This window comes from Desulfosporosinus sp. BICA1-9 (genome assembly GCF_000802135.1).
Genome location: NZ_JUEE01000227.1, coordinates 20732 through 47089, shown reverse-complemented (window position 1 = coordinate 47089; position 26358 = coordinate 20732). Strand labels below are relative to the sequence as shown.

18 protein-coding genes and 1 pseudogene are annotated in these 26358 nt (G+C 45.0%); 17 read left to right on the top strand and 2 right to left on the bottom strand.

The window, feature by feature from the left end; translation table 11 throughout:
* Positions 1-117 precede the first annotated feature (117 nt).
* From hyfB to nuoB, 6 genes are read left to right on the top strand one after another with little or no spacing between them, the layout of a single operon-like run.
* On the top strand, positions 118-2172 hold the full coding sequence (gene hyfB / locus JL57_RS28075; RefSeq protein ID WP_034141539.1) for a hydrogenase 4 subunit B: 2055 nt from the start codon (positions 118-120) through the stop codon (positions 2170-2172).
* 11 nt (positions 2173-2183) lie between these two features.
* Positions 2184-3134 (top strand): respiratory chain complex I subunit 1 family protein, encoded by a 951-nt coding sequence (locus JL57_RS28070; RefSeq protein ID WP_034141538.1) that lies wholly within the window; start codon positions 2184-2186, stop codon positions 3132-3134.
* A 6-nt stretch (positions 3135-3140) separates the two neighbouring features.
* Positions 3141-3800: a hydrogenase gene (locus tag JL57_RS28065; RefSeq protein WP_034141537.1), complete on the top strand. Its 660-nt coding sequence runs from the start codon at positions 3141-3143 to the stop codon at positions 3798-3800.
* Between the two features lie 4 nt (positions 3801-3804).
* Positions 3805-5271: a hydrogenase 4 subunit F gene (locus JL57_RS28060; protein WP_034141536.1), complete on the top strand. Its 1467-nt coding sequence runs from the start codon at positions 3805-3807 to the stop codon at positions 5269-5271.
* Positions 5272-5273: 2 nt separating this feature from the next.
* Positions 5274-6857 (top strand): NADH-quinone oxidoreductase subunit C, encoded by a 1584-nt coding sequence (locus JL57_RS28055; protein ID WP_034145189.1) that lies wholly within the window; start codon positions 5274-5276, stop codon positions 6855-6857.
* Positions 6858-6899: 42 nt separating this feature from the next.
* A complete protein-coding gene (gene nuoB, locus JL57_RS28050; protein WP_034141534.1) occupies positions 6900-7625 on the top strand; it encodes an NADH-quinone oxidoreductase subunit NuoB in 726 nt (241 codons plus the stop codon).
* A gap of 194 nt (positions 7626-7819) precedes the next feature.
* Here the strand turns inward: nuoB and JL57_RS28045 are convergent, their stop codons facing one another.
* Complete coding sequence (locus tag JL57_RS28045) at positions 7820-9688, bottom strand: sigma-54-dependent Fis family transcriptional regulator (protein WP_034141533.1); 1869 nt, start codon at positions 9686-9688, stop codon at positions 7820-7822.
* A 472-nt stretch (positions 9689-10160) separates the two neighbouring features.
* Here JL57_RS28045 and JL57_RS28040 point away from each other — a divergent pair, with 472 nt between their 5' ends.
* The 5 genes from JL57_RS28040 (at position 10161) to JL57_RS28020 (ending at position 16415) form a co-directional block, all read left to right on the top strand.
* Positions 10161-11954, top strand: a complete 1794-nt coding sequence (locus tag JL57_RS28040; protein ID WP_034141532.1) for an aldehyde ferredoxin oxidoreductase family protein — start codon at positions 10161-10163, stop codon at positions 11952-11954.
* Positions 11955-12283: 329 nt separating this feature from the next.
* Positions 12284-12508 (top strand): MoaD/ThiS family protein, encoded by a 225-nt coding sequence (locus JL57_RS28035; protein WP_034141531.1) that lies wholly within the window; start codon positions 12284-12286, stop codon positions 12506-12508.
* The gene (locus tag JL57_RS28030) at positions 12509-13204 is read left to right on the top strand and encodes a HesA/MoeB/ThiF family protein (RefSeq protein ID WP_034141530.1); all 696 of its coding nucleotides are present in this window, start codon (positions 12509-12511) and stop codon (positions 13202-13204) included.
* 21 nt (positions 13205-13225) lie between these two features.
* The gene (gene glp, locus JL57_RS28025; RefSeq protein WP_034141529.1) at positions 13226-14467 is read left to right on the top strand and encodes a gephyrin-like molybdotransferase Glp; all 1242 of its coding nucleotides are present in this window, start codon (positions 13226-13228) and stop codon (positions 14465-14467) included.
* Between the two features lie 40 nt (positions 14468-14507).
* Positions 14508-16415: a molybdopterin biosynthesis protein gene (locus JL57_RS28020; RefSeq protein WP_034145188.1), complete on the top strand. Its 1908-nt coding sequence runs from the start codon at positions 14508-14510 to the stop codon at positions 16413-16415.
* A 347-nt stretch (positions 16416-16762) separates the two neighbouring features.
* Here the strand turns inward: JL57_RS28020 and JL57_RS28015 are convergent, their stop codons facing one another.
* Positions 16763-17785: a molybdopterin-binding protein gene (locus JL57_RS28015; RefSeq protein ID WP_034145187.1), complete on the bottom strand. Its 1023-nt coding sequence runs from the start codon at positions 17783-17785 to the stop codon at positions 16763-16765.
* Between the two features lie 549 nt (positions 17786-18334).
* On the opposite strand from JL57_RS28015, the gene JL57_RS28010 reads away from it, so the two are divergent.
* The 6 genes and pseudogenes from JL57_RS28010 (at position 18335) to trsS (ending at position 26356) form a co-directional block, all read left to right on the top strand.
* Positions 18335-21061: a molybdopterin-dependent aldehyde oxidoreductase gene (locus JL57_RS28010; protein WP_034145186.1), complete on the top strand. Its 2727-nt coding sequence runs from the start codon at positions 18335-18337 to the stop codon at positions 21059-21061.
* 141 nt (positions 21062-21202) lie between these two features.
* Positions 21203-23503: pseudogene (locus JL57_RS28005) on the top strand (pyridine nucleotide-disulfide oxidoreductase/dicluster-binding protein); the annotation flags it as partial.
* Complete coding sequence (locus tag JL57_RS28000; protein ID WP_034145184.1) at positions 23500-23712, top strand: DVU_1557 family redox protein; 213 nt, start codon at positions 23500-23502, stop codon at positions 23710-23712. The pseudogene JL57_RS28005 and the gene JL57_RS28000, both read left to right, overlap by 4 nt.
* Positions 23713-23771: 59 nt before the next feature.
* A complete protein-coding gene (locus JL57_RS27995) occupies positions 23772-24218 on the top strand; it encodes a DVU_1555 family C-GCAxxG-C-C protein (protein ID WP_034145183.1) in 447 nt (148 codons plus the stop codon).
* Positions 24219-24265: 47 nt separating this feature from the next.
* Positions 24266-25009 carry a DVU_1556 family methyltransferase gene (gene trsM / locus JL57_RS27990; protein WP_034145182.1) on the top strand — a complete coding sequence of 248 codons (744 nt, stop codon included), beginning with the start codon at positions 24266-24268 and terminating at the stop codon, positions 25007-25009.
* A gap of 12 nt (positions 25010-25021) precedes the next feature.
* Entirely contained in the window at positions 25022-26356 is a 1335-nt protein-coding gene (gene trsS / locus JL57_RS27985; RefSeq protein WP_291300683.1) for a radical SAM (seleno)protein TrsS, read from the top strand.
* Positions 26357-26358 lie beyond the last annotated feature (2 nt).

Here is a 26358-nt window from a genome sequence, read left to right as displayed (position 1 = left end):
GCCAAAACAAGGCCATTTCTGCTGATTGATATTTATGAAGTTATTGCTTATGATTAAATTGACGTGACAATTGTCAGAGTAATTTAAATAGTTCACTCAACTTAGAGGGGGGTAGAAATGCCAGTATTCGTTGAATTATTATTTATAGTTATGTCAGGATCCCTGCTGCTAGGAGCCCTCCTATCTTATGTCTTACAAAAGCAACCACGCTTAAGCATTTTGGTGGGATTTACGTTTGCCAACCTTGCTTGCCTGGCAGGACTAATTTTAGGTCCAACACTCCTGTTGGCTAAGCACTCCTTAGACGTAATCTTGCCATGGTCTGTTTTCGGGATTAGCCTTCAATTTAGTCTTGATCCTTTAGCGGCTTTTTTTATCACAGTTATCTCAGTCCTCAGTCTTCCAGTGTCTGTCTTTTCTTATGGTTACGTCAGTGTCTATATTGGCAAACAAAATGTAGGAGTTTTAGGGTTATTTTATAACCTTTTTATCCTTTCAATGCTGGCACTAGTATCCAGCAGTAACTCGTTTATGTTCTTATTTTTCTGGGAAGTAATGTCGTTGGTATCCTATTTTTTAGTGGTCTTTGAACATCAGGATTATGGAGTTCGTAGGGCTGGTTTTATTTATATTGTGATGACACATATTGGTACAGCTTTTATTGCGATTGCTTTTTTACTCTTATATAAAGAAACTGGCAGTTATGTTTTCGCTCAATATTCTGCTCTAGCTCATAATCTTTCGCCAACGCTTAAAACAGTTATTTTTATACTAGTTACACTCGGATTTGGGACTAAGGCAGGAATAATTCCTTTGCATATTTGGTTACCAAAAGCTCATCCAGCTGCGCCAAGTAATGTTTCGGCCTTAATGTCTGGAGTTATGTTGAAAACAGCGATTTATGGGTTTATTAGAATTGTCATTGACGTTTTAGGTGTTGGATCAGTTTGGTGGGGGGTATTAATCCTGTTCATTGGAGCTGTCTCGGCCGTATTAGGTGTGATGTATGCTTTAATGGAACATGATATTAAACGGCTGCTGGCCTATCATAGTGTGGAGAATATTGGAATTATCTTAATGGGAATCGGTGCTGCTCTTGTTTTTAAAAGTTATGGCTACAATGATCTTGCTTTGATTGGTTTGACGGCGGGCTTATTTCATGTGTTAAATCACGCTCTTTTTAAAGGCTTACTTTTTTTAGGAGCTGGGGCAGTTCATTATGCGACACATACTAGAAATATCGAAGCAATGGGTGGGCTTCTAAAACGAATGCCTTGGACTGGTTTCTTTTTTCTGATTGGTTCGCTTGCAATCTCGGGTATTCCGCCTTTCAATGGTTTTGCCAGCGAGTGGTTAACGTACCAAGCTTTATTGGCCTTGGGTTCGGCGAAACTTGGGGCAACCATGAATATTATAGGACCAGTTCTAGGAGCAGCTTTGGCCTTGACAGGTGCTCTGGCCGCTGCGTGCTTTGTTAAAGCTTTCGGAATTATGTTTCTAGCCATACCTCGCAGTATAAATGCAGAAAAAGCTAAAGAAGTACCTCGTACAATGCTGGTAGGGATGGGCCTTTTAGCTTTGTTATGCTTGATCTTTGGGGTTATGCCTTTTATGGCCATTAACCTGTTAAGTCCTGTTACCTTCAGCCTTATAGGCATGGAAACAATCCCGCTGCTGGGTGAGTATCGCTGGCTGAATGTTCCTCCGATTATGGGGCAGGGTGTCGCAGTTATAAATACTAATTCCATATCCCCTCCCATGATCCTAGTTGTTTTGGTATTGAGTGTCCTGTTGGTTTCTTTATTTATTAAAAAGTTTGCTAAGTTTAGTAAGGTTCGAATTGATGAGACCTGGAATTGTGGGTCAGATCTCACCTCTGAAATGGAGTATTCTGCGACCTCCTATTCTCACCCTATTCGTATCATGTTTCGCGCGATATTCCAGCCAACTAGAGAAACCAAGAAAGAGTTTGTGCTTAAACCGTATTTTACAAGTCGCATCAAATCTCAAGGGGCCATTAACCCTTTTTTTGAAGATCACCTTTATAGACCGCTGCTCAAACTTTTTCTTAAATTTGCTGATAAAGTTACAGCCTTACAATCCGGAAGTATTCATCTTTATTTAGGGTATATTTTTGCTGCTTTGGTTGTTCTGCTTATTTTTGCGAGATAGGGGGGGATTGTGTGCTTCGGGAAGCAGCTATCGGTGCTTATCAAATAGGCTTAATTTTATTATTAGCGCCTTTACTCACAGGAATAATCAAGAAGACGAAGGCTTTTTTTCAAACACGTAAGGGGCCCACTATTTTTCAACCCTATTTTGATCTTTATAAGTATCTACAAAAAGAGTCCGTGGTATCTGAGCATACCTCATGGATTTTCCGGGTAACTCCTCTAATTTACCTTTCTTCGATGTTAGTGGTAGCTGCTATAGTACCTGTTGTTGTAACTCAGAGTTTATTAGCCTTCACCGGAGATCTTATTCTTGTTGTTTACCTTTTTGCTCTGGCACGGTTTTTCTTGGCTCTAGCAGGCGTAGATGCCGGAAGCGCTTTTGGCGGAATGGGCAGTAGTAGGGAGATGGCCGTAGCTGCGATTGCAGAGCCAGCTTTTATGTTACCGCTCTTTACTATGGCGGTTGCTGCGGGAACATCAAACCTTACAGGAATTGTACAAAGTGTCGTCAATGGAGGAGAGGGTGTCTTAACGGTCGCTCATCTAATGTCTTTTGTGGCCTTATTTGTGGTTGCTGTTGCAGAAACTGGACGAATTCCCGTCGATAATCCGGATACTCATTTGGAGTTAACCATGCTTCATGAAGGAATGCTGTTGGAATATTCAGGAACGAATTTGGCGTTGCTATCCTACAGCGTTTCGATTAAACAGTTCTTGATTTTCACATTGCTGGTCAATATCTTTTTCCCTTGGGGAATAGTCCTCGTCTCGGCGGGTATCGGGGCGTTGATTTTAGGGACTTTAATGTTCATTTTAAAATTATTAGTCATAGGAATGGTAATGGCGGTTGTTGAAACTTCTTTCGCTAAAGCTAGGTTATTTAAGGTGCCTGATTTGCTCCTAGCTTCTCTACTAATCGGCTTGTTAGGACTCGTTTCTAAGTTTGTGTTCAGGGGGTAATTTAAGATGGAGATGCAAAATTATCAGGGTTTTGTGAATTTCTTAATCACCTTACTCTTAGTTACAACATTTTTAATCATTTTAGCCCGCCGTCTCAATTCAGTCATTGTGGCCGTCATTATTCAAGGCCTCCTACTTGTAGCCTTAAGTGCCACGTTGGGTTGGACGACTGGGATTCATGAAATGTATATCGCCGCAGTATTAACGTTGGTGGTGAAAGTTGTGATAATTCCTGTTGTGCTCATCAAGGCTGTCAACATAGTAGCGATTAAGAGGGAGGTTGAATCCTTTTTGAATATGAAGATGACCTTACTCTTTGCCGTTTGTCTGGTTTTTATATCTTATTTAGCGACTGGACAAGTGATTGGGAAAGGGTCTGGACTCCTCCACGGGGCGTTGCCTGTGGCTGTTTCCTTGATGTTGATTGGTTTATTCCTGATGATTAATCTGAGATTTCCTATTATGCAAATTGTAGGATTATTTGTTATGGAAAATGGAATCTTTTTAGCGGGGATCGGTACGACGATTGGCATGCCTTTAGTGATTGAGTTAGGAATATTTATGGATATTATGGTAGGGGTTTTAATCATGGGTGTGTTAGTGTTCCGAATTAATCAGAGCTTTGACATCATTGATCGAAAAAATCTAAGGAATTTACGGGGTTGATTTTATGCCATTGATTTTAATTGCTCTACCCTTAGTTATGGCCTTGTTATGCCTGATGGTCACGGATAGAAGACTATTAGGGGCTATAAGTATTGTGGGCTTGGCAACGATCGTCTTCACGACTGTGCTCATAGCCCGACAAGTATTTGCGGGTTCTAATGTGGTTTGGGGTCAGTTTATCTTCATTGATGCTTTAAGTTCGTTAATTCTTTGTCTTGTGGCCATCATTGGGTTGATGGTTGCTTTATATTCTTTAGGTTATCTGGCCCATGATATTCGAGAAGGGGAGTTGTTGGAGAGGCGCTTGAAATATTATTATTTTTCGGTGTATATCTTTGTTTTTACCATGTTTCTCGTGCTAGTCTCTGCGAACTTGGGGATTATGTGGGTAGCTGTAGAGGGGACGACGCTGGCCACTGCTTTGCTGGTTGGTTTTTACAATAAACGAAATTCTTTGGAGGCCGCGTGGAAATATATCATCATCTGCACGGTGGGAATTATCTTTGCTTTGTTCGGAACTATCCTTTTGCATTATGCGGCAGTTTCGGTGACCGGCGAAAGCGGTTCTTTAGATTGGCAGACCCTGAGACGGGCTGCTCAACAACTGGATCCCAAGTTACTTAAACTTGCTTTCATTTTTGTTTTAGTGGGTTATGGGACGAAGGCGGGTTTAGCTCCGATGCATACATGGTTGCCTGATGCTCATAGCCAAGCTCCTTCTCCAATTAGTGCAATGCTTTCAGGAGTCTTGTTGAATTGTGCCTTTTATAGTATTATCCGTTTTCACTTGATTGTTTCAGAAGCCCTCGGGCCACAGTTTTCGTCCAATTTAATCTTAATTTTTGGAGTCCTGTCAATCGCAGTTGCTTTACCTTTTATTCTTGTTCAGCACGACATAAAAAGATTGCTCGCTTATTCAAGTGTTGAGCATATGGGGATTATTGCCGCTGCAGTGGGCTTGGGCAGTAAATTAGCCCTGTATGGTGCCTTCCTTCACATGATTAATCATGCCTTAACTAAATCTTCGCTCTTTTTCATAGTGGGTAATGTTTGTCAACATTATCGGACCAAACGGATTATTAGAATTAAAGGGTTAGTTAAAACTATGCCCATAACGGGTCCGGCTTTGGTGATTGGGGGCTTAGCTATCGCTGGATCCCCTCCCTTTAGTATCTTCATGAGCGAGTTTATTATTCTTAGTTCAGGTTTTGCCCAAGGGAGGTATGTGGTTTCGAGTTTAATTCTTATCTTAATAACCTTAATATTTACGGGAATTATTTACGCTACGAGTAATATGGCTCTTGGGACTCCACCGAACCGAGTTAAGGTGGGCGAGCGTGGGCAAGGGAAATTTGCCATAGTACTTGTTTTGATTTCACTGGTGCCCGTCGTTATTTTAGGAGTCTATATCCCGGTATTTATTCAGAATGTTCTCCATCAAGTAACTGCCGTTTTTGTAGGAGGAAACTAGTAATGATGAGGCAAGAAAGGGTTATTGAGCTTATTTCTAATTTCTTTGAGGAAAGGGTCATCATCGCTAAGGCCTATGTAGATGAACTTCATCTGGAAATCAATAAAAACGAAATTCTTAGTCTGGCTGTAAAATTACGTGATTGGGGGTTCCCTTTAATCCAACTTACAGCTACGGATGAACGTAGTATCCAAGGCCAGTTTCGCTTGTTTTATACATTTGCTAATGACGAGGAAAAGTTTCTGATTGTAGTGCGTGTCTGTGTAGCAGAAGTTGAACCGTCATTTCCTTCCATAATGAATGAAGTCCCGGCGGCACATTGGTATGAACGCGAGATAAGGGATCTATTTGGCTTGGATCCTATCGGGCACCTCGACAAACGGCGTTTGGCGGTACATGAGGATTGGCCGGAGGGGTTGTATCCGCTGCGCAAGGATTCTAATTTAGACATTGAGGTTCCCAGGACAAATGGTCAGTTTTCGTACGATAGAGTTGAGGGAGAAGGGGTTATCCAAGTTCCTGTTGGACCCATTCATGCAGGAATTATTGAACCAGGGCATTTCCGATTTAGTGCAGTGGGTGATACTGTCTTAAATTTGGAGGCTAGATTCTTCTACACTCATAGGGGAATAGAGAAACTAGCTGAAGGAAAAACTCCCTTAGCAGTCTTACCGATCGTTGAACGAATCTGCGGGGCTTGTTCATTTTCTCATACTACAGCTTATTGTCAGGCCCTTGAGAAACTCTCCGGAACTGAGATTTCCACACGAGTCAAGGATATCAGAACCGTTGTTTTGGAACTTGAACGCTTATATAACCACGTCGGAGATGTCGGAAACATATGCGCTGGTATTGGTTTCGCGTTCGGTACAATGCATGGAGCACGACTGCGAGAAGGGTTAATGCAGCTCAACGAAATAGTTTTTGGGAGTCGTTTCTTGAGGGGGATTAATACCCCTGGCGGGGTAAGACGGGACATTTCAATACAAAACATCAACCTTATTTTAGTAACCTTAGAGAAATTAGAGCAAGAATTTAAAGAATTGGTAGAAATAATGTTTGATACAAATTCCTATATGGATAGAGTTCAGACTACCGGTATACTGTGGAATCGGACTGCCAGAGACTTGCACGCAGTCGGACCTGTAGCAAGGGCTGCGGGCGTCGATCGGGATGTGCGGAGGGACCACCCTTATGCAGCTTATGACCGCGTTTCATTCAAGGTGCCAGTTTATGAGCAAGGGGACGTTTTAGCTAGGGTTAAAGTACGTGTTGCTGAAACGTATGAATCCATCAACATCATTCGACAGATCCTGCTCTCTATGCCGACGGGAGAATTAACTCAACAATTAGGTAGGGAAATGATTCCCTACAATTATGCGGTGGGAATGACGGAGTCCCCTCGAGGAGAAAATGTACATTTTATCATGATCGGTAAGGATCAAACTATTTATCGCTATATGGTTCGGTCAGCCTCTTATGTGAATTGGCCGATCATTCCTTTGATTGTGTCCGAAGATATTATTCCTGATTTTCCTTTAATTAACAAGAGTTTTGAGCTATGTTATTCTTGCCTTGATAGATAGGGAGTTTGAGTCGATCTTGTTTTTATACTAAGGAGGACCATGATGTTGAGGATTTTTAGTAAAAGCTTAAAGACAGGTATCGTTACGACGGACTATCCTAAAAATCCGACTGTTCCGGCGTCTGGTTTTCAAGGACTACCGGAGTGGCAGGAGCAAAGTTGCGATCTTTGTGGCCAGTGTTCGGACGTATGTCCAACCAAGGCCATAAAATTGCGGAATAGCAAGAGTGAATCTTTTTGGACAGTGGACCCTAAGAAATGCATTTTTTGTGGTTATTGTGTTGATGTTTGTAAGCAGCATTCCTTGGTTCAAGGTGTGGAATATGAATTAGCTGAATTAGCTGAAAGCGTTGTTCGAGCTCCTCATGTTCAGGCCTTTAAACATTCAGTTCACATACGCCACCTCGATTCAGGGTCCTGTAATGCCTGTGACTGGGAAATGACGACTCTAACCGGCCCTGTTTATGATATACAACGTCTGGGCTTTGATTTTGTGGCTTCTCCTCGTCATGCCGATTTGCTGATGGTGACTGGGCCAGTAACCAGAAACTTAGAAATTGCCGTGCATAAGACCTTTGCAGCTACCCCCGCACCGAAACTTGTCTTAGCTGTCGGCACCTGTGCTTGCAGTGGTGGTATTTGCGGTAAAAGCTATGCTAGTTCCGGTGGAGTTAATAATATTATTCCGGTAGATGTCTTTATACCAGGTTGTCCACCGCGGCCACAAGCCTTAATTCAAGGCTTACTCAAAGCAGTTGGCAGAGCTTGAAACAAACTTTCTCTCGTCAATTAAAAATAATCCCTGGAGCCTGCTGAAATTAGGCTTCCAGGGATTATTTTATCTTAAAAGTATTGTAACAAATTCGTGCGAAACAGTGAACCTGTCCCAGTGTTTTCCCTACACACTTGAAAAAGTGTGTTAAAAGGACCGTCCCCATGACACGCTTACGACACCCCCTTGTTTCAGAATTTAATATCTAGCTCTTTAATCTTGCGATAGAGCGTATTGCGTCCGATTCCTAAGATTTTAGCGGCTGGTGCGATTTTTCCTTTGGTTTGGGTTAGTGCATAGAGGATCGTCTGTTTGGTTTGTTGATTTAGTAAGGTTTCGGTAGCGGGTTCGGATTTTGAAACGGTCTGCTTAAATTCATCCGGCAAGTCTGCTACGGTTAGAATCGAGCTATCTGCTAAAGCAACCATGCTCTCAATACAGTTCTCTAGCTCCCGGACATTGCCAGGCCAGGTGTGCGCTAATAAATGGGAATATACATCTTCTTGAATCCCCAAGATTGGACCGCCAAACGATTCGCAGGCTTTACGGATGAAATGGGGAACTAAATCTCTGATGTCTTCAGATCGTTCACGCAATGGAGGTAATTCTATGGTGACGACTTTCAGACGATAAAATAAATCTAAGCGGAAACGTTCTGTCTCAACCAGCTCGCAGAGGTCTTTGTGCGATGCGGTAATGACCCTTACATTAATTTTTATAGTTTTTGTATCCCCGATTCGGGTAACTTCCTTTTCTTGGAGTACTCGAAGGAGTGCCGCTTGTACATTCAAGGGCATATCTCCAATTTCGTCAAGGAAAATAGTCCCCTTGTCCGCTAATTCAAATTTCCCGGGTTTCCCGCCTCGGCGTGCTCCAGTGAAGGCACCCTCAACATAGCCGAATAACTCGCTTTCAATCAGTGTAGAAGATAGTGAAGCACAGTTCAAAGCAACAAATGGCCCTTCGCAACGTGGACTAAGCTGATGAATTGTCCGAGCAATTATTTCCTTACCTGTCCCGCTTTCTCCGTGAATGAGTACGGAAGAATGGGTTGAGGCAACTTTCGAGGCTCGTGCCAGAGTGCGCTGCGAGAGCTGGCTATTTCCTACCCATAAGGTATTGGATGGAGATTCCTGAGCGAGCTGAAGCGTTCCAACGGCACCTAATGGTTGGCCAGCTTCGTTGACCACACGATTTAAGCGAGAGGAAATGTCTTGCCCGGCGTGATCTTTTAAACGGAGATCCAGAGAATGTCCACTTAACATCCATCCTTTGGGCGTACTGAAGATGTCTACGGCGAGTTGTCCGATGATATCTTCTTGTCTACGCCCAAGCAGTGCAGCGCCGAGAGCATTGATGTTAGTAATAATGCCGGCGTGATTAATGGACAGAAATCCTTGTTGTAAAAGTGAGGAAGCTAGCTTGGCTCCTTCTTGGTAAAATTTAAGCTCATTCTCTAGCTCAAAAAGTCGCAAGTTTTTCTCAATCATACTTGCGCCCATCGTCGCGATGGTTAAGATCTTTTGTCGATCAAGACTGGCTTCCCCACTGATATCTAAAACTCCTAGGGGCGCACCCTTGCTGTTTTGAATCGGGGCAGCCCAGCAGGCTAAGAAATGGTTATCGTGTACAAAGTGCTCCCAACCGAAGACGGAGATGGGGGCATTATCACGGAGAGCAGTTCCGATGGCGTTGGTTCCTCGAATTTCTTCACTCCAACTGGCGCCAGGACTTAAATTCACCTTTTGGGCTTTACTCATAAAGGGCGCGTCACCAATAGCTTCCATAATATAGCCATCGTTATCCCCCAACAAAACGGTGTAATTCGTGCTTCCAAGCAAACTAAAAATGTAAGGCAAAACAGTTTCGCCCGCACGGATTAGAGAATTTTGAGCCTCTCGGCGTTCATTAAGGCGTGGAATAGACAGAATGTCCTGATTAGAAATTAGCGAATGGTCTACTTGAAACTCTACGCTTCTCTGCCAAGAACGAAAGATGGAAGGAGTGACTTCGGATTCAACGCTCTCGCCATTTATAAAACGATTCCAATGGTTCCCCATATCGCACCCATTCCTTTCTAGGCATAGATTTTCTTTATCCTTATGATTGTCAGAATACCATATTTATATAAATCAAACAACAGGTTAGTTGGAAGTAGACTTGCAAAAACTGTTCCATATTGGAGCGTAAGTATCGGCAAAACTGATCGAAAACGGAACAACTAGTAATTTTGGGTAGTCTTACAACCTTATATCTAGTTTTTTTTGGATAAAATTTAGTGTTAAATAGTTTGTGTTAAATAGATTGTTTTAGTTAGTTTAAGTTAGATTAAGTTTGGTTTAATTGGAATAAGTATATTCTAAAACTTTAATTGCAAGATTAATTCTTAAAATTTGGTTTAATTTTGAAGTTTGAAACATTTGGTATGATAATTGCTATATAATAATGAGTAAGACCGCTTTGGGGTTAGTTTTTAAGTTTAATTACTGAAGGAAATGTTTAGCGGAGAAAAAGAAACGAGGAGGAAGATTCATGGGTGGGTATGCTGGTAAAATTCTGCGCATTAATTTAACAGAGGGGAATGTTAGTACTGAGCCTTTAAACATGGAACTTGCGAAGAAATATTTGAGTGGGCGTGGGCTTGCTGGGAAAATGTGTTTTGATGAAGTCGCAGCAGATGTAGATGCTCTTTCTCCCGAAAATAAAATCTTTATTTCTACGGGAGCACTCACAGGAACAAACGCTCCAACGTCTGGCCGGTATATGGTTGTGACAAAATCCCCGCTCAATGGAGTTGCTGCCTCTTCGAACTCAGGGGGATATTGGGGAGCTCAGCTTAAGTTTGCTGGTTATGATATGGTAATCTTGGAAGGCAAAGCAGCTAAACCTGTGTATATTGCCATTAACGACGACAAAGTGGAAATTAAAGATGCAGCTAATCTCTGGGGTAAAGATGTTTATGCGACAACAGAGGCTGTATTGCAGGAATTTGGGGATGAAAAAGCGAAAGTCTTAACCATTGGCCCCGCAGGTGAAAATCTTTCTCTGGTGGCATCGATCATGAATGACAAATTCCGTGCGGCTGGACGAAGTGGCGTGGGTGCTGTCATGGGATCAAAGAATCTTAAGGCGATTGTTGTTCGTGGAACAGGAAAGGTCGAAAATGCGAATCCGGATGAAATAAAAAAAGTCTTAAGCGCGGCTTTGGGAAAACTCAAGGAAAATGGTGTAACTGGCCAAGGACTTGGAACCTACGGTACAGCTGTACTTGTTAACATTGTTAATGAAAGCGGAATATTTCCGGTAAATAACTTCCAAGACGCATATGATCCTGATGCGGATAAAATTAGCGGAGAAACCATGACTGCAAACCACCTGATCAAAAAAGATGCTTGCTATCGCTGTCCGATTGCTTGTGGTCGCTATAGTAAATGGGAAGGCGGCGAAGGCGCTGGACCTGAGTATGAGGCAGCATGGGCCTTTGGTGCTGACTGTGGAGTCCATGATTTTGATGCAGTTCATGCCGCCAATGATTTATGTAATAAATATGGGCTGGACTCGATTTCAGCTGGCTGCACCATTGCCACAGCTATGGAACTGGCACAACGCGGATATATTAAGCCAGAAGAGCTTGAGGGGACACCACTGGAGTTCGGAAATGGCAAAGGAATGGTAGAATGGGTGCGTAAAATGGCTTATGCTGAAGGCCTTGGAGCTAAATTGGCACAGGGTTCTTATCGCTTGGCAGAAAGCTATGGCGTCCCAGAGTTGTCCATGTCGGTTAAGAAACTTGATCTTCCAGCCTATGACCCTCGTGGTATCCAAGGTCATGGTCTTCAATATGCGACTAGTAACCGTGGCGGTTGTCACGTTCGTGGGTATATGGTTTCTCCGGAAATCATCGGCCTTCCAGAAAAACTGGATAAGGATTCCCTTGAGGGAAAAACAACGTGGGTTAAGATCTTCCAAGATTTGACGGCTGTCATCGACTCCCTTGGATTGTGCTTGTTCACTTCTTTCGCCCTTGGCCTATCTGATTACACTGAGCTCGTAAACGCTGTGACCGGTTCCGATTATACGGACGCTGAACTATTGGCTTGTGGAGATCGGATTTGGAACGTTGAACGTTTACAAAACTTAAGAGTCGGAATGACCATGGCTGATGACACACTGCCAAAACGTTTATTAGAGGATGGAATTCCATCAGGTCCTTCAAAAGGAAGTGTGCACAGATTACCGGAGCTTCTACCTGCGTACTATGTTGAACGTGGATGGGATGTAGCTGGCGTACCAACAGCTGAAACCCTTAAAAACCTAGGAATTTAGGACATCTTGACAATTATCTCCCCATTTTAATGGGGAGATAATTGTCAACATACATTCACCAAATATGGTATAATATTCATATAGGGTTCTTTGGAAACCTCAGTAGTTGTGTTGGGGCACGCCAACGATGGATAGGTTTAACGAGATGTTCACTCGTTGCCTAGAATCTTGAAGCTCTCCATTTTAATGGAGCGTAGTTCACGATAGTATATCCTATAGCAAACTTGGTAAAATATCATAGAGTTTTTTAGGGGGACCTTTTTGGGGTCCCCCCTTCGAAGTACTTGGGCATATAGGTAGCCATCGAATCATTGAAAGGAGAGACAGAAGTGCGTGTAACCATTAAATTATTCGCGTCGTTTCGGGATGGCCGGTTTAAGGTTGAAGAGATGGATCTTCCTGAAGGAACTTGTGTTCTTGATATCATTCAACCGCTGAACATTAAACCTGAGGAATTAGCCATATGTCTTCTAAATGGGAAGGATGCTAAGGAAAACACTGTGTTGAAGGATGGAGATACCCTGGCACTCTTCCCACCAGTAGGAGGGGGTTAAATGAAATTCGAGGGTCGTTATGGGCGGAATAAGAAAACCTTGTCTGATGAGGACCAGCTCAAGCTTGCTGCCTCGTCTGTGGCAATTGTGGGTTGTGGAGGACTTGGCGGGTACATTGCTGAAGAGTTCGCACGAATCGGGGTCGGACGATTAATCATTATCGATGGTGATCGCCTAGAGGTTAGCAATCTTAACCGCCAGATTATGGCTACAGAACTCAATCTAGGACAGTGGAAAGTGGAAGCCGCTCAGGAGAGACTGCGAAGTGTGAATTCTGAGGTGCGAGTCGACGTCGTAAAAGGTTGGTTTGAAGAAGATAGGGGTGCTGAATTACTTCGGGAAGTCGATCTCGTCTGCGATGCCCTTGATTCGTTGCCAGCACGGGTTGGCTTGGAACGAGTCTGTCATCAAATAGAGTTACCACTGGTTTTTGCCAGCATCGCAGGTTGGTTTGGTCAACTGGGAGTTAGCTTGCCCGGAGATCATAGCGTTGCGAGGCTATATGGACGCGCCGATAAAGGTGTCGAGAGTGCGTGGGGTAATCCTGCTTTTACGCCAGCTGTCTTGGCAAGCCTAAGTGTGGCAGAAGGGGTAAAGTTACTGGTCGGACGCCAGCCCTCCTTGCGCCATGCTTGGTTACAGGTTGATTTACTGACAATGGAATTTGAACGATTTGAAATACAGTACAACAATTGATCAGGAAAGGTGTAATGAACCATGGGTAGCAGTAGCGAATTGTTTAAAGTCAAAACGTTGGCTGAAGCAATTGAAATCATAAAGCCCTATGTACTCGCCTATTATCAGCGCGTAGAAACCATTCCTTTGGCTGATTCGCTGGGACGAATTCTCACCCAAGCTGTTCCTGCCACCTGCGCATTACCTCATTTTCGCAAGTCCACGATGGATGGAATGGCCGTTCGGGCGGCAGATACGTTTGGAGCGAGTGAAAGTATGCCAGCGTTGCTTCAATGTCATGGGGAAGTACGGATGGGTGAAGCTCCGAAGGAACCCTTGGGGCAGGGTACCGGAATACTAATGCCTACAGGTGGGATGCTGCCTGAGGGTGCGGATGCGGTCGTGATGATTGAACATCTCGAACATTTTGGCGAACAACTCTATGGGGTTACTAAGGCCGTTGCCCCAGGAGAAAATCTGATCGATATTGGGGAAGACTTGATCGAAGGAGAGGTCATCCTTCAGAAATTTACTCGAATTAGGGCGCAGGAAATGGGACTCCTTGCATCCCAAGGAATACTTCAAGTACCAGTGTTGCCCCGCTTCCGGGTAGGAATTTTATCAACAGGGGATGAAATTATTTCTCCGGAACAAGAACCAAAACCTGGACAGTCAAGGGATATTAATGGCTATACACTGCTTGGACAGGCACTGGCGGGAGGTGCCGAAGCTCGTTATTATGGTATTGTGCACGATGATCTCGAAGCACTTCGTTCTGTATTAACTCAAATGTTAGAGGAAAATGATATTGTCTTACTTTCGGGCGGAAGCTCTGTAGGAGCACGGGATCTGTCCGCTCAGCTGATTGGTGAACTAGGAAAGCCGGGACTACTATTTCATGGTTTAGCTCTTCGACCAGGCAAGCCTACAATTGGAGGGGTCGTGGATGGCAAACTGATCTTTGGGCTGCCGGGACATCCCGCTTCAGCAATGATTGTTTTTGAAGCATTAATTCGTCCATGGCTAGATGGGTCTGTCTTATACCCCAAATCTGTTCCCTTGCCAAAGGGAACATTAACTCAAAATTTATATTCTGGAAGTGGTCGAGAAGAGTTTGTTCGTGTTCAGCTCATACCTGACGGAGACGAATGGAAGGTAGAACCGATTCGAGGAAAGTCCGGTCTCATTCGAACGATGGTCTTGGCTGATGGGTTAGTGCATATTCGCATAAATACTGAAGGTATTGAAGCAGGTAAAGAAGTGGCTTTCCGGCTTTGGCGTTAATTATAGAATTATAGAATGGTATGAGGAGGTCAAGTAAACTGTGGAACGGCAAATATATCTTGAAAACAAGGCTTGGCAAGAGGGACTGGCTTTGATGATGGAAAAGCTAGCTGAGCGCTGTGTTCCGAAGAATGAGTTTGTAGATGTACGTTCAGCACTCCATAGAATCACCGGTTCGATTGTCAGGGCCAGACGAAGTTCACCCCATTTTGCAGCATCGGCCATGGATGGCTATGCCATTCGAGCCAAGGATACTCACGGAATCTCGGAGCGGGAGCCGCGGTGGCTAGAACTTGGAAACCAAGCCATTCAAGTCGATACAGGAGATCCTGTTCCTGAGGGAATGGATGCCGTAGTCATGTTGGAAGACGTTTTGGAATTGGGGGAGCGAGGGATCTTAATTCAAGCTCCCGTTGTTCCCTGGAATCATGTGCGACCAGTAGGAGAGGACATTGTGGAAGGGGAAGTACTTCTCCCCATTCATCATCGCATTCGCCCCCAAGATCAGGGAGCCTTGCTCGCTGCCGGGATTCTCGACGTCGAAGTTCGCTGTAAGCCGCGAGTGGGGATTTTGCCTACGGGAGATGAAATCTGCCCACCTGAGGCGGTCCTTCAAGTGGGAGAGATAGTCGATAGTAACTCCACCGTCCTTGCTTCCTTAGTCGAAGAATGGGGTGGGTCGGCTACGATTTGGCCGATAACACCGGATCAACCTGAAAAATTGGAAAATGCTATTCTTGAAATGGCAGCGTCTCAAGATATTCTGGTCATCATCGCTGGATCCTCCCAAGGACGAGATGATTATACCTCCCATATGGTACAAAAGCATGGGACACTGTATTTACACGGCGTAGCCATCAAGCCAGGCAAACCGGTGGTCTTAGGAGAGATTCAAGGAAAGCCAACCTTTGGCATACCGGGTTACCCGGTGTCAACTTACTTGACTGCGCATTTGTTCCTAGAGCCTTGGGTTTATCACTTGCAGGGTTTATCAAAAGGCCTGCCCGCGAGACTGGATGCTGTGATCAGCAAGAAAGTTTTTTCCTCATTAGGCAGTGAAGAGTTTGTGCGTGTTAAGGTAGGGAAGGTTGGAGAACGTTGGGTTGCTGCCCCTCTGAGTCGGGGTGCAGGAGTGACCATGAGTTTAGTCAGAGCGGACGGAATGATCCGGGTTCCCCGCTTACAGGAAGGGTTTCATGAGGGAGAAACCGTACCCGTTGATCTCTTGCGCCCTGTTTCGGAGCTAGAAGAAACTCTCGTGTGTATTGGGTCCCATGATCTGACCCTCGATGTTTTGAGTAGTCATATGAAGTCTAGGGACGGGCGCGGAGCACTTGCCTCAGCTCACGTGGGGAGTTTAGCCGGAATTCTATCCCTGCGCAAAGGAGAAGCCCATTTTGCGGGGATTCATTTGCTCGATCCCGAAACGGGAGAGTACAATCGTTCGTATTTGCAGCGTTTCTTGCCAGGCCGAGAAGTCGCTTTGATGAATTTAGTGTATCGGACCCAAGTCCTTATCGTACCGAAGGGAAACCCCCTGAACCTCAAGACGCTTGAGGATCTAGCTAAGCCCGGTGTACGCTTTATCAATCGTCAGGGTGGCTCGGGAACGAGGGTGCTGTTGGATTATCTGCTCCAGAAGCAAGGGCTTAGCAAGGAGCAAATCTTAGGTTATGAGCGAGAGGAATTCACACACTTAGCGGTGGCAGTAGCGGTCGCTTCAGGAGCAGCTGATGTCGGATTGGGAATTCAAAGTGCCGCAGAAGCTCTAGGGTTGGACTACGTGCTGGTCGGAGAAGAACGTTATGATCTGGCGATTCCACGGGAATTCCTTGAGGAACCTCGAATGAAGGCTATGATTGAGGTCATTCAAAGCAGAGCGTTTCAGGAGGATGTTCTGGCGCTTGGGGGGTATGATGTCAGGGATACGGGAGTATTTTACGGTTAAGGAGGACGTGTCTTAGCACGTTCGCACATCCTACGCCGGTAAGTATTCCTTTAGGGATCACGGCTTCGGCGATACTCTATCCTTCGCCGCGAAGTGTTTCTTTCGGGATCAGCGGCTTCGGCGATACTCTCCACTGGAGACTATCGTACTGGAGACTATCGTGATCCATTGCTATTTGCTTCACGCCTTATCAACTGGCTCATTGACGCATAAAGGGTCTTTCGTCTAATTCGGGCGAAGGGCTCTTTTGGCGTCTAAAAAGCACCTCCCTAGATACTGGGGAGGTGCTTTTTGTGCGGGTTTGTATTGATATGCGAAGAGCAGCAGGGACACGAAGTATCGTGCCCTTACTTGCCAAAAGAACAGCGCGGGTAAATGCAGACTGGGCAGTCGAGACAAAGACCACCGCTACCAAGTTTGACAATATCTTGGCGCGTCAGACGCTCTCCTGTCAGTATACGCGGAGCGATTAGATCGAAGGCGGTTGTCTTAGCATACATGACGCAACCAGGTAATCCCATAATGGGTATATCTCCGATATAGGCAAGCAAAAACATAGCTCCCGGTAATACAGGCGCACCATAAGTGATAAGTTCTGCTCCCATTTCTTTGATAGCCGTAGGAGTGACGTCATCCGGATCGACGGACATGCCACCACTCACTAAGATCATTTCAGCCCCCTGATTAATTTGATCCCTTATAGAACTTTGGATCAAGGACACATCATCATTAGCCAAGGTTTGCGCAAGGACCTCAGATCCCCAGCTTTCAACTTTTGTACGCAGTACTGGGCTGAATTTATCTTGTATCCGTCCATGATAAACTTCACTTCCGGTGGTTACGATGCCCACCTTCATGTGCTTAAGAGGTCTTACCTCCAAAATTGGAGCGGATAATGTTTGAGCAATCCGTTCTGCTTCGATAATCACTGATTCATCAATCATCAGAGGTACGACTCGGGTTCCAGCGACTTTATCTCCTTTTTTGACGGGATAGTGATTATGAAGTGTAGCGAGAATGATATTTTCTAATGTATTCAAGGCCAAAATGCCGCCTACAGAGGAATAAAGTAGTCCGTCGTGGGCAGCGGTTATGGTTATTTTTCCTTCTTTAGGCTCGTCGAGGACCAGTCCAGAACCAGTTACTGCGTGGGCGAGGCGCTCCGCAGCCTCATTTTCATGGATCAGCCCGGGTGTTTGATCCCAAACAAAAATATGCTCTTTACCCATACTAAGAAGAACAGGAATATCCTCTTCCTGGATGACATGCCCCTTGCGAAAACGCGGACCTTTAACGACACCAGGGATAATCTGAGTCATGTCATGGATTAGAATAGCACCAACAGAATCCTGCACTTTGATTTTTTCCATGGGGATATCCTCCAATACATCATGTAAGGTGTGTTCACTTACAATACACTAAGAGTGGTTGAAACTGTCAGAGGTCATGGGCAGACTGTGGGGAAAATAATCTGTCCCACTTGCATGGTACAGTATTATTAATAGGAGGTCAAGGGATTAATGATATCCTAATGATAAGATCTCAAATAAACTTAGTGAAAATTTAAATAAAATATTTGAAATAATAAGGTAGTTTGAAGTGGACGAAATGGAGTGTAACAATGAGTTCGTATTATTGGCATGAATATTGCATATGTTATAAACTGAGCCAAGTAAAGCGAATTAAAACAAAGTAAACCAAACTAAAACAAAGCCATTACTGGCAAGCACAAAAAAGAATGGGAGGTCAGATTTGTCAGTTGTTCATTAGATGGATGGGTGGGGAAATTTGCTTTACTGGTGACCAATACTAAGCTCAATATAATGAAAGTGGTCTGAGAATTTTAACACAAAATAACAGGTAGAACTCAATGAAGTAACCTTGTAGCAAACGAATTTAATCAAAAGGAGAGGGAAAAATTGATTAAAAAAAATGTCGTCATTAACGGTATCCCCCAGATATTAATTGTCGATGGGGAAGTTACCCTAGCCAATGTGTTGCGGGGACAATTGCACATGACCGGAACTAAAATAGGCTGTGGAAAAGCTCAATGCGGTGCTTGTTCTGTGATTGTGGATGGAAAAGTCATTCGTTCCTGTGTTACAAAAATGAAACGGATTGCCGATGATGCTCAGATTACTACGATTGAAGGCGTAGGTACCCAGAAGAACTTACATCCCGTACAGCTGGCCTGGATGGTCCATGGAGCTGCTCAATGCGGTTTCTGCAGTCCCGGATTTATTGTTTCTGCTAAACAGCTCTTAGATGAAAATACCAATCCTACAAGAGAAGACGTCCGCGACTGGTTCCAAAAACACAGAAATGCCTGCCGTTGCACAGGCTACAAACCCTTGGTTGACGCGGTTATAACTGCTGCCAAGTTGATTCGCGGGGAGATGAAGACCGAAGATCTATGGGAAAAACTGCCGTCCAGTGGCTCGATCTGGGGCAGCAATTACATTCGTCCATCCGCTTTGGCCAAGGTTACCGGTACTTGTGACTATGGCGCAGATTTAGGGGTTAAAATGCCTTGTGGTACTTTGCAGTTGAAACTGGTTCAGGCCAAGGTTTCTCATGCCAATATTATATCTATCGATATTTCTGAGGCTGAAAAAATGCCTGGTGTCTATAAAGTTATCACTCATAAAGATGTCAAAGGCAAAAACAGGATTACCGGCTTAATCACCTTCCCGAATAACAAAGGGGATGGTTGGGACCGACCAATCCTCTGCGACGAAAAAGTGTTCCAATTTGGTGACGCCATTGCCATTATAGCTGCCGATACCGCTGAGCATGCTCAAGCCGCCGTTGACAAAGTTAAGGTAGAGTTGGAAATTCTCCCTGCTTACATGAGCGCCCCTGCAGCCATGGCAGACGACGCTATCGAGATTCATCCCGGAACTCCCAACGTTTATTGGGAGACCAAGGTGATTAAAGGCGAGGATACAGCTCCTCTGATGGAAAAGGCTGATGTAATTGTTCAAGACGACTTCTATGTAGGACGCCAGCCCCACCTGCCCATCGAGCCTGACGTTGGTTTTGCCTATATTGATGATCAGGACCGCGTAGTGATTCATTCCAAGAGTATCGGCATTCATCTCCATCAGGCTATGATTGCCCCGGGGCTCGGACTGGAACTAGACAAATTGGTTATAGTACAAAATCCCGCTGGCGGAACCTTTGGGTATAAGTTCAGCCCAACCATAGAAGCCTTACTTGGCGTAGCTGTGATGGCCACAGGTAAACCTGTATTCTTGGAGTTTGACTACTATCAACAAATTACTTACACCGGGAAACGTTCACCGTTCTTCATCAATCTTAAATACGGGGCTACTAAAGAAGGTAAACTGGTTGCCATGGAAGCCGATTGGAGCGTCGATCATGGTCCGTATTCTGAGTTTGGCGATCTGGTTACCCTGCGGGGCAGCCAATTCATTGGTGCAAGTTATATGATTCCCAATATTCGGAGCAATGGACGCACTGTCTGCACAAACCATGCTTGGGGTTCGGCTTTCCGAGCTTACGGATCTCCGCAGAGCCTGTTCGCAACGGAAGTATTGATGGATGAACTGGCAGAAAAGCTAGGGATGGATCCCTTTGAACTGCGTTACAAAAACGTTTACAGACCTGGTGATACAACTCCTACCGGCTGTGAGCCTGACGTATATACTATGGTAGAGATAATGGATAAACTTAAGCCTCTCTATGATGCAGCTAAGAAAAAGGCCGAAGCTGAATCCACTGCCGACAAGAAACGCGGCGTCGGTATCTCTCTCGGCGCCTACGGTGCCGGCTTGGATAACCCCGATGGTTCTGAGGCTTGGGCTGATTATACGGAAACAGGGGTCACAATTACCAACGGTTGGGAAGATCACGGTCAAGGTGCCGACATGGGGACACTGGCGACTTCCCATGAGGCTTTGCTTCCCATGGGAATTAAACCCGAACAAATTAAATTGGTCATGAATGACACCTCTAAAGTTCCCGCCAGCGGACCTGCCGGTGGCAGCCGTTCGCAAGTTATGACCGGCAACGCCATCAAAATTGCTTGCGAGGAGCTGTTAAAAGCCATTCAAAAATCCGATGGAACTTACCGTACCTATGCTGAACAGGTTGCTGCAGGGTTACCAACCCACTTTGTTGGCAAATATAGCACTCCGGCTGGGTATAATGGTTGTAACCTCGAAACCGGACAAGGAGCCCCCTTCACTACTTATATGTACGCGGCATTCCTCTCTGAAGTGGAAGTCGATGTCCCGACAGGTAAAACCAAGGTTCTGGGCATGAACGGAATATTTGATGTTGGTACGCTGGCTAATAAGCTCGTCGTTGACGGGCAAATGTTAGGTGGAATGGTACAAGGTCTTGGCTTGGCCCTCAGCGAAGACTTCGAAGATCTTAAGAAGCATATCGATATGATTAGCTGCGGCCTGCCCTATATTAAAGACGTACCTGACAAGCTTGTCGTCGATTATATTATGACTCCAAGAGAACACGGTCCTTTCGGAGCTTCTGGCGTTGGTGAAGCACCGCTGACCTCTCCTCATGCTTCGATCATAAATGCCATAACGAACGCTTGCGGGGTAAGAATTACTAGGTTACCAGCTCTACCCGAAAAGGTACTTGCCGGATTAAAGGCTCTGTAATTTTAGTTTTACCAGAGGGGACCCAAAATTTGTTGATCCAGTTTTCGAGACCCTCACTTCTTTAAGTGGGGGTGGGTTCTTCAAGTTTAGGTTCCCTGTGGTTACCCACACCGTAGATATTTTGATAAAGAAGTTGGTGCTGCTATGGATCAGGGTGAACTGAGAAGGCTAGAAAGTAAGTGTACCCAAGAAAATCCTCCTGCTTGTACAGCAGGGTGTCCGATCCATGTGGACGCTCGTAAGCTGATGCTGGCCATGCAAAGTCAAGACTGGAAAAGCGCCGCAGGAATACTACAGCAGAAGCAGCCTTTTCCGGGAATTATTAGCAGGATTTGTGATCACCCCTGTGAGGATGTGTGTAAACGTAAAGATGCCGGTGCAAGCGTATCTATTTCTAACTTAGAAAGATTCTGTCTAGAAAACCATCCGCCCAAAATCAAAGTCGGACCTGTTACTCCAAAAAGCCAGACCGTTGCGGTGGCCGGCAGTGGGTTAAGAGGCCTGACGGCAGCCTATGACCTAGCACGGAAAGGGTACAGCGTGACTCTATTTGAAAAATCTGATCGCTTGGGCGGAAACTTGCGGAACTATCCTGAACAACAACTTCCGGCTCAGGTAATTGAAAACGAACTTTCAGTTTTGAACCGTCCCAATGTGACAATTGAGTGTAATACAGAAATAACCCAACAGGATTTGTCTCGACTAAAAGAACGGTTTGATGCTTTATATATTGGCGTTGCTGCTCAATCAGAAGACGCCTTGGAACTGTTGGGTGAGAATAGCAGGGTTGACCCGATCAGCTGCACTACGCTAATAGCAGGTGTATTTGCTGGTGGACAGCTTGGCAATGATTCTCCAATCAATGCTGTTGCTGATGGCCGGAGAGGTGCAGTATCCATCGATAGATATCTGCAAGGAGCGTCTCTAACTGCCTCTCGCGACCGCGAAGGGGCCTTCGAATCGAATCTATTCGTCAACCTGAACGGAATCCCATCCCTGCCTACTGTACCCATGAGTCATGAAGCCGTAGGTTACACTGGCGAAGAAGCCGTCCAGGAAGCCGGTAGGTGTCTAAATTGTCAATGCCTTGAATGTGTGAAAGCCTGCAAATATTTAGAGTTCTATGGTGGTTATCCCAAAAAATATCTGCGGGAAATATATAATAATGAATCCATCGTCATGGGCAAACGCCACGCCAACAAGTTGATTAATTCCTGCATGCAGTGTGGGTTGTGCGCTGAAGTATGTCCGAATGATCTAGACATGGGGCAAATTTGCCTTGCATCCCGGGAAAGTATGGTTAGGAGAGGAAAAATGCCGACCTCCGCCCATGATTTTGCCCTACGGGATATGGCTTTTAGTAACAGTGGTCAATTTGCTTTGACGAGACATCAACCAGGATTTAATTCCAGCAACTACGTTTTCTTTCCAGGCTGCCAATTAAGCGGTTCATCTCCGGAACATGTGGAAAAAGTCTATACCTATTTAACAGAACAGCTTGCCGGAGGAGTAGGGCTGATGTTGCGCTGCTGTGGCGCTCCTGCACATTGGAGCGGTGATCTGGGACAGTTTCAAACCAGCTTCGAGGAGATGGTTGCAGAATGGGAGAGCTTGGGTAAACCGCAGTTGATCGTCGCTTGCTCTACCTGTCACAGCATGTTTCGAGAAAAATTACCGGGGGTTGTATCGCTTTGGGAACTCATGAAAGATATGGATTTACCCATTCAAAGGGCTGATGCAAATAGCGCTAAAGTCGCTGTACAGGATCCCTGTACTACTAGATACGAACAAGGAATTCAGGCAGCAGTTCGCCATATCTTACTCAGGCTAGGCTATGAAATTGAAGAATTGCCTTATAGTAAAGAACTAACCAAGTGTTGCGGCTTTGGCGGCCTGACAGTCTTCGCTAATCCAGGACTTGCGCAGCAGATTGTAGAAAACAGGATAAAAGAAAGCACTACAGACTATGTAGCCTACTGTGCCATGTGTAGAGATAGATTTGCTGCTCATGGTAAACGTACACTTCATTTATTAGACCTCATTTTTGCCGATGATCTGCAAAAGGCTGCTACCAGACCTGATTCGGGATTTTCTCAACGACATGAGCAGCGGGCCAGACTAAAAAGAAAGTTACTGCGTAAGTTCTGGCAAACGCCGCAGGAAAAGGAAAGGGGTTATAGGACTATAAAAATAATATGTAATGAACAAATAAGAAATATTATGGAAGAAAGACTAATTTTAATCGAAGATGTTCAGCAGGTAATAGAACATGCGGAACGCACGGGAAGAAAATTTATCAATCCGGATAACGGAAACTATTTAGCCTATTTCCGACCAGCTAGAGTGACATATTGGGTTGAATACCAACCTCAGGAGGATGGTTTTGTGGTCTTAAACGCCTATAGCCACCGGATGGAAATTGTCGAGGAAGTGAAGCCATGAATCAGACAGCAAATCTACCGCCCAAACCCGTGTGGAAGTGCGGAAAATGTGGTGGTGAACTAAAGCATGGTACGGTAAGAATAACATATCTAGGAAATGATCTTAGAGTTGAAGAACTAAAATGCTTAAGCTGTGACTTGGTTCTGATTACCGAAGACTTAGCTTTAGGCAAGATGTTCGAAGTGGAACAAAGCCTTGAGGATAAGTGAAGTAGAACCGGAAACTCCCACTTATAGAAGTGGGAGAGTGGATAAGAGGGGGTAGCAAGATGACGGTCGATGCCTTTCGAATGTTTCAATTAGCTACTCAGGGATTTTGCTGTAGCCAAATTATGTTAATCCTAGGTTTAGATGAACAAGGAAAAGAAAACCCCGACTTAATTAAAGCAATGCAAGGTTTGTGTGGAGGAATAGGCAGGTCGGGAAAAACCTGTGGTGCACTAACCGGGGGGGCATGTTTAATTGGTTTAAACGTTGGGAAGGGAACTCCCATCGAATTCGCTCACGCCAAAATTAACGTTATGATCAATGATTTGATGGAGTGGTTTGAAGAAGTCCATGGCAGTATCGATTGCGATGGGATCTTAGATCACTCCCTGGATGAGGGCGATGAGTATCCTGTGCAATGCGGCAATATTGTATCAACGACCTTTAGTAAGGTGCAAGAGATTTTGGCAACCTATACAGAAGACCCTGAGTCAACGGATGAGGACTAATACAGAGGTCAGAAGTCGGAAGTTTAGAAGTCGGAAGTGGATAAACTTTGAAAAACGATGCTTTTAAATTGTATGAGAGTGAACTATTGCGCCAGACCACAGGCGATACTTTGAGACCGGGTGGGTTCTTCTTAACCGACTTGGGAGTCAGAAGCTGTGACTTTCTCTCGGACGCGAGGGTCTTAGATGTAGGCTGCGGCAGCGGTGCAACGGTAGAACGTTTAGTTTCAGTGTTTGAGCTCCAGGCCATAGGGTTAGATTCTTCAGAGGTGCTGTTAGAGAGTGGGAGAAAGAAGAATCCAGGCTTAAACCTGATTCGAGGGCTGGGAGCAGATTTACCCTTTCCGGCTAGCCATATGGACGGAGTGTTCGCCGAGTGTGCTTTGTCAGTAATGGAGGACCAGGATCAGGTTCTAGAGGAGATTTTCAGGGTGCTTAAACCAGGAGGATGGTTGGTGATTAATGATGTGTATACTCGTAATCCTGACGGTCTCAAAGGTCTTCAGGAGCTCAATCTCGACTCATGTATACGCAGAGCATTGCCCAAGGATTCGTTAATCAATAAGTTACTCGGACAGGGGTTCAACATCGTTAATTGGAGTGATCACACGAACCTTTTGACGCAATTAACAGTTGACCTAATCATGACCCATGGCTCTATGACCGAGTTTTGGCTAAAGTCTTCTTCATGCTCAGGCTCAGTTGATCCTAGCCTTACCCAGGCTGCGATTAAACAAGCGAAGATGGGGTATTTTCAGCTAATCGCCAAAAAGGACGCAAACTGCAGTTAGAGAGGTAAACACATGGAAGTAATGGACGAAGGTATGATTTCCGCGACAGAGAGTTTGTGCCCTGAATGTTTAGCGAGGATTCCAGCTCAAAGAGTGGTTCAGGGGGAAAAGGTTTATATGGTAAAACATTGCCCTGAACATGGTGACTATCGAACCCTGCTTTGGCGTGGTAGCCCTCAATGGGATTCATGGGTCAGACCTACGATTCCAACCCCACCCAAGGAGTGTTTTACACAGGTTGAGAAAGGTTGTCCCTTTGATTGTGGCTTATGTGAAGACCATTATAAGACGACTTGTACGGCTTTGATAGAGGTCACCCAGCGTTGTAATCTAAACTGCAAATTTTGTTTTGCCAATGCAGGGACGGAGCTTGACGAACCTTCCTTGGATGTAATAGAAGGGTGGTACAAAAACGTCCTTGCTGCCAGTGGTCCTGTCAATATCCAGTTATCCGGCGGTGAACCAACCCTCAGAAACGACTTGCCGGTAATACTGGAGATGGGAAGGAAATTAGGTTTTAACTTCATCCAGCTCAACACGAATGGCTTGCGACTGGCGGAAGATCCTGGCTTTGTGGGCCGATTGAAGGAAGCTGGTCTTAGTTCCGTGTTTTTGCAATTTGACGGTACAGAGGATTCGATTTATCAGGGAATCAGGGGTCGTAGGCTCTTTGAGGTTAAAGCCAAAGCGATAGAGAACTGTGCTCAACATGGGATTGGGGTTGTGTTAGTACCTACCCTGATACCAGGGATAAATACTCATAATATCGGAGGAATCATCAAGTTTGCCTTGGAAAATCTTCCTGCAGTCCGAGGGGTGCACTTTCAACCTGTCAGTTATTTCGGTAGAATTCCTAAAGAACCCCTGGATCAAGACAGGATCACACTCCCCGAAGTCATTCAAGCCATTGAGGAACAGACGGATGGACTCATCAAAGCAGCCAACCTGAAACCCCATAATGGCCGCTGCTCTTTTAGCGGCAACTTCACGAGACAACTAGATGGCAGCTTGAAAGCTATTATCAACAATTCATGCTGTGCTGGACCAGAGCGAGCGGATGAATTAGCCAGAAAAACAAGAACCTTTGTGGCCCGGCAATGGTCAGGAGCAGAAAGGTTAACAATTCAGTCTCCATGTACTAACTCCTGGGACAATCTAATCCAACAGCTAAAAACCTATGCCTTTTCCATCAGTGGCATGGCCTTTCAAGATGTGTGGAATCTAGATATAGACAGATTAAAAAACTGTTGTATCCATGTGGTAAGCCCGGAAGGTAAGTTAATTCCTTTTTGCGCTTATAACCTTACGGATAAGTATGGGCACTCAATTTATCGGAGGGAGAGATAGGG

Bases quoted from the DNA above. Each gene is read 5' to 3' on its own strand.
- JL57_RS28055 (WP_034145189.1), top strand. From the start codon at position 5,274: ATGATGAGGCAAGAAAGGGTTATTGAGCTTATTTCTAATTTCTTTGAG.
- JL57_RS28000 (WP_034145184.1), top strand. From the start codon at position 23,500: ATGAATCAGACAGCAAATCTACCGCCCAAACCCGTGTGGAAGTGCGGA.
- JL57_RS28060 (WP_034141536.1), top strand. From the start codon at position 3,805: ATGCCATTGATTTTAATTGCTCTACCCTTAGTTATGGCCTTGTTATGC.
- JL57_RS28030 (WP_034141530.1), top strand. From the start codon at position 12,509: ATGAAATTCGAGGGTCGTTATGGGCGGAATAAGAAAACCTTGTCTGAT.
- JL57_RS28065 (WP_034141537.1), top strand. From the start codon at position 3,141: ATGGAGATGCAAAATTATCAGGGTTTTGTGAATTTCTTAATCACCTTA.
- glp (WP_034141529.1), top strand. From the start codon at position 13,226: ATGGGTAGCAGTAGCGAATTGTTTAAAGTCAAAACGTTGGCTGAAGCA.
- nuoB (WP_034141534.1), top strand. From the start codon at position 6,900: ATGTTGAGGATTTTTAGTAAAAGCTTAAAGACAGGTATCGTTACGACG.
- JL57_RS28040 (WP_034141532.1), top strand. From the start codon at position 10,161: ATGGGTGGGTATGCTGGTAAAATTCTGCGCATTAATTTAACAGAGGGG.
- JL57_RS28045 (WP_034141533.1), bottom strand. From the start codon at position 9,688: ATGGGGAACCATTGGAATCGTTTTATAAATGGCGAGAGCGTTGAATCC.
- hyfB (WP_034141539.1), top strand. From the start codon at position 118: ATGCCAGTATTCGTTGAATTATTATTTATAGTTATGTCAGGATCCCTG.
- JL57_RS28015 (WP_034145187.1), bottom strand. From the start codon at position 17,785: ATGGAAAAAATCAAAGTGCAGGATTCTGTTGGTGCTATTCTAATCCAT.
- JL57_RS27995 (WP_034145183.1), top strand. From the start codon at position 23,772: ATGACGGTCGATGCCTTTCGAATGTTTCAATTAGCTACTCAGGGATTT.
- trsS (WP_291300683.1), top strand. From the start codon at position 25,022: ATGGAAGTAATGGACGAAGGTATGATTTCCGCGACAGAGAGTTTGTGC.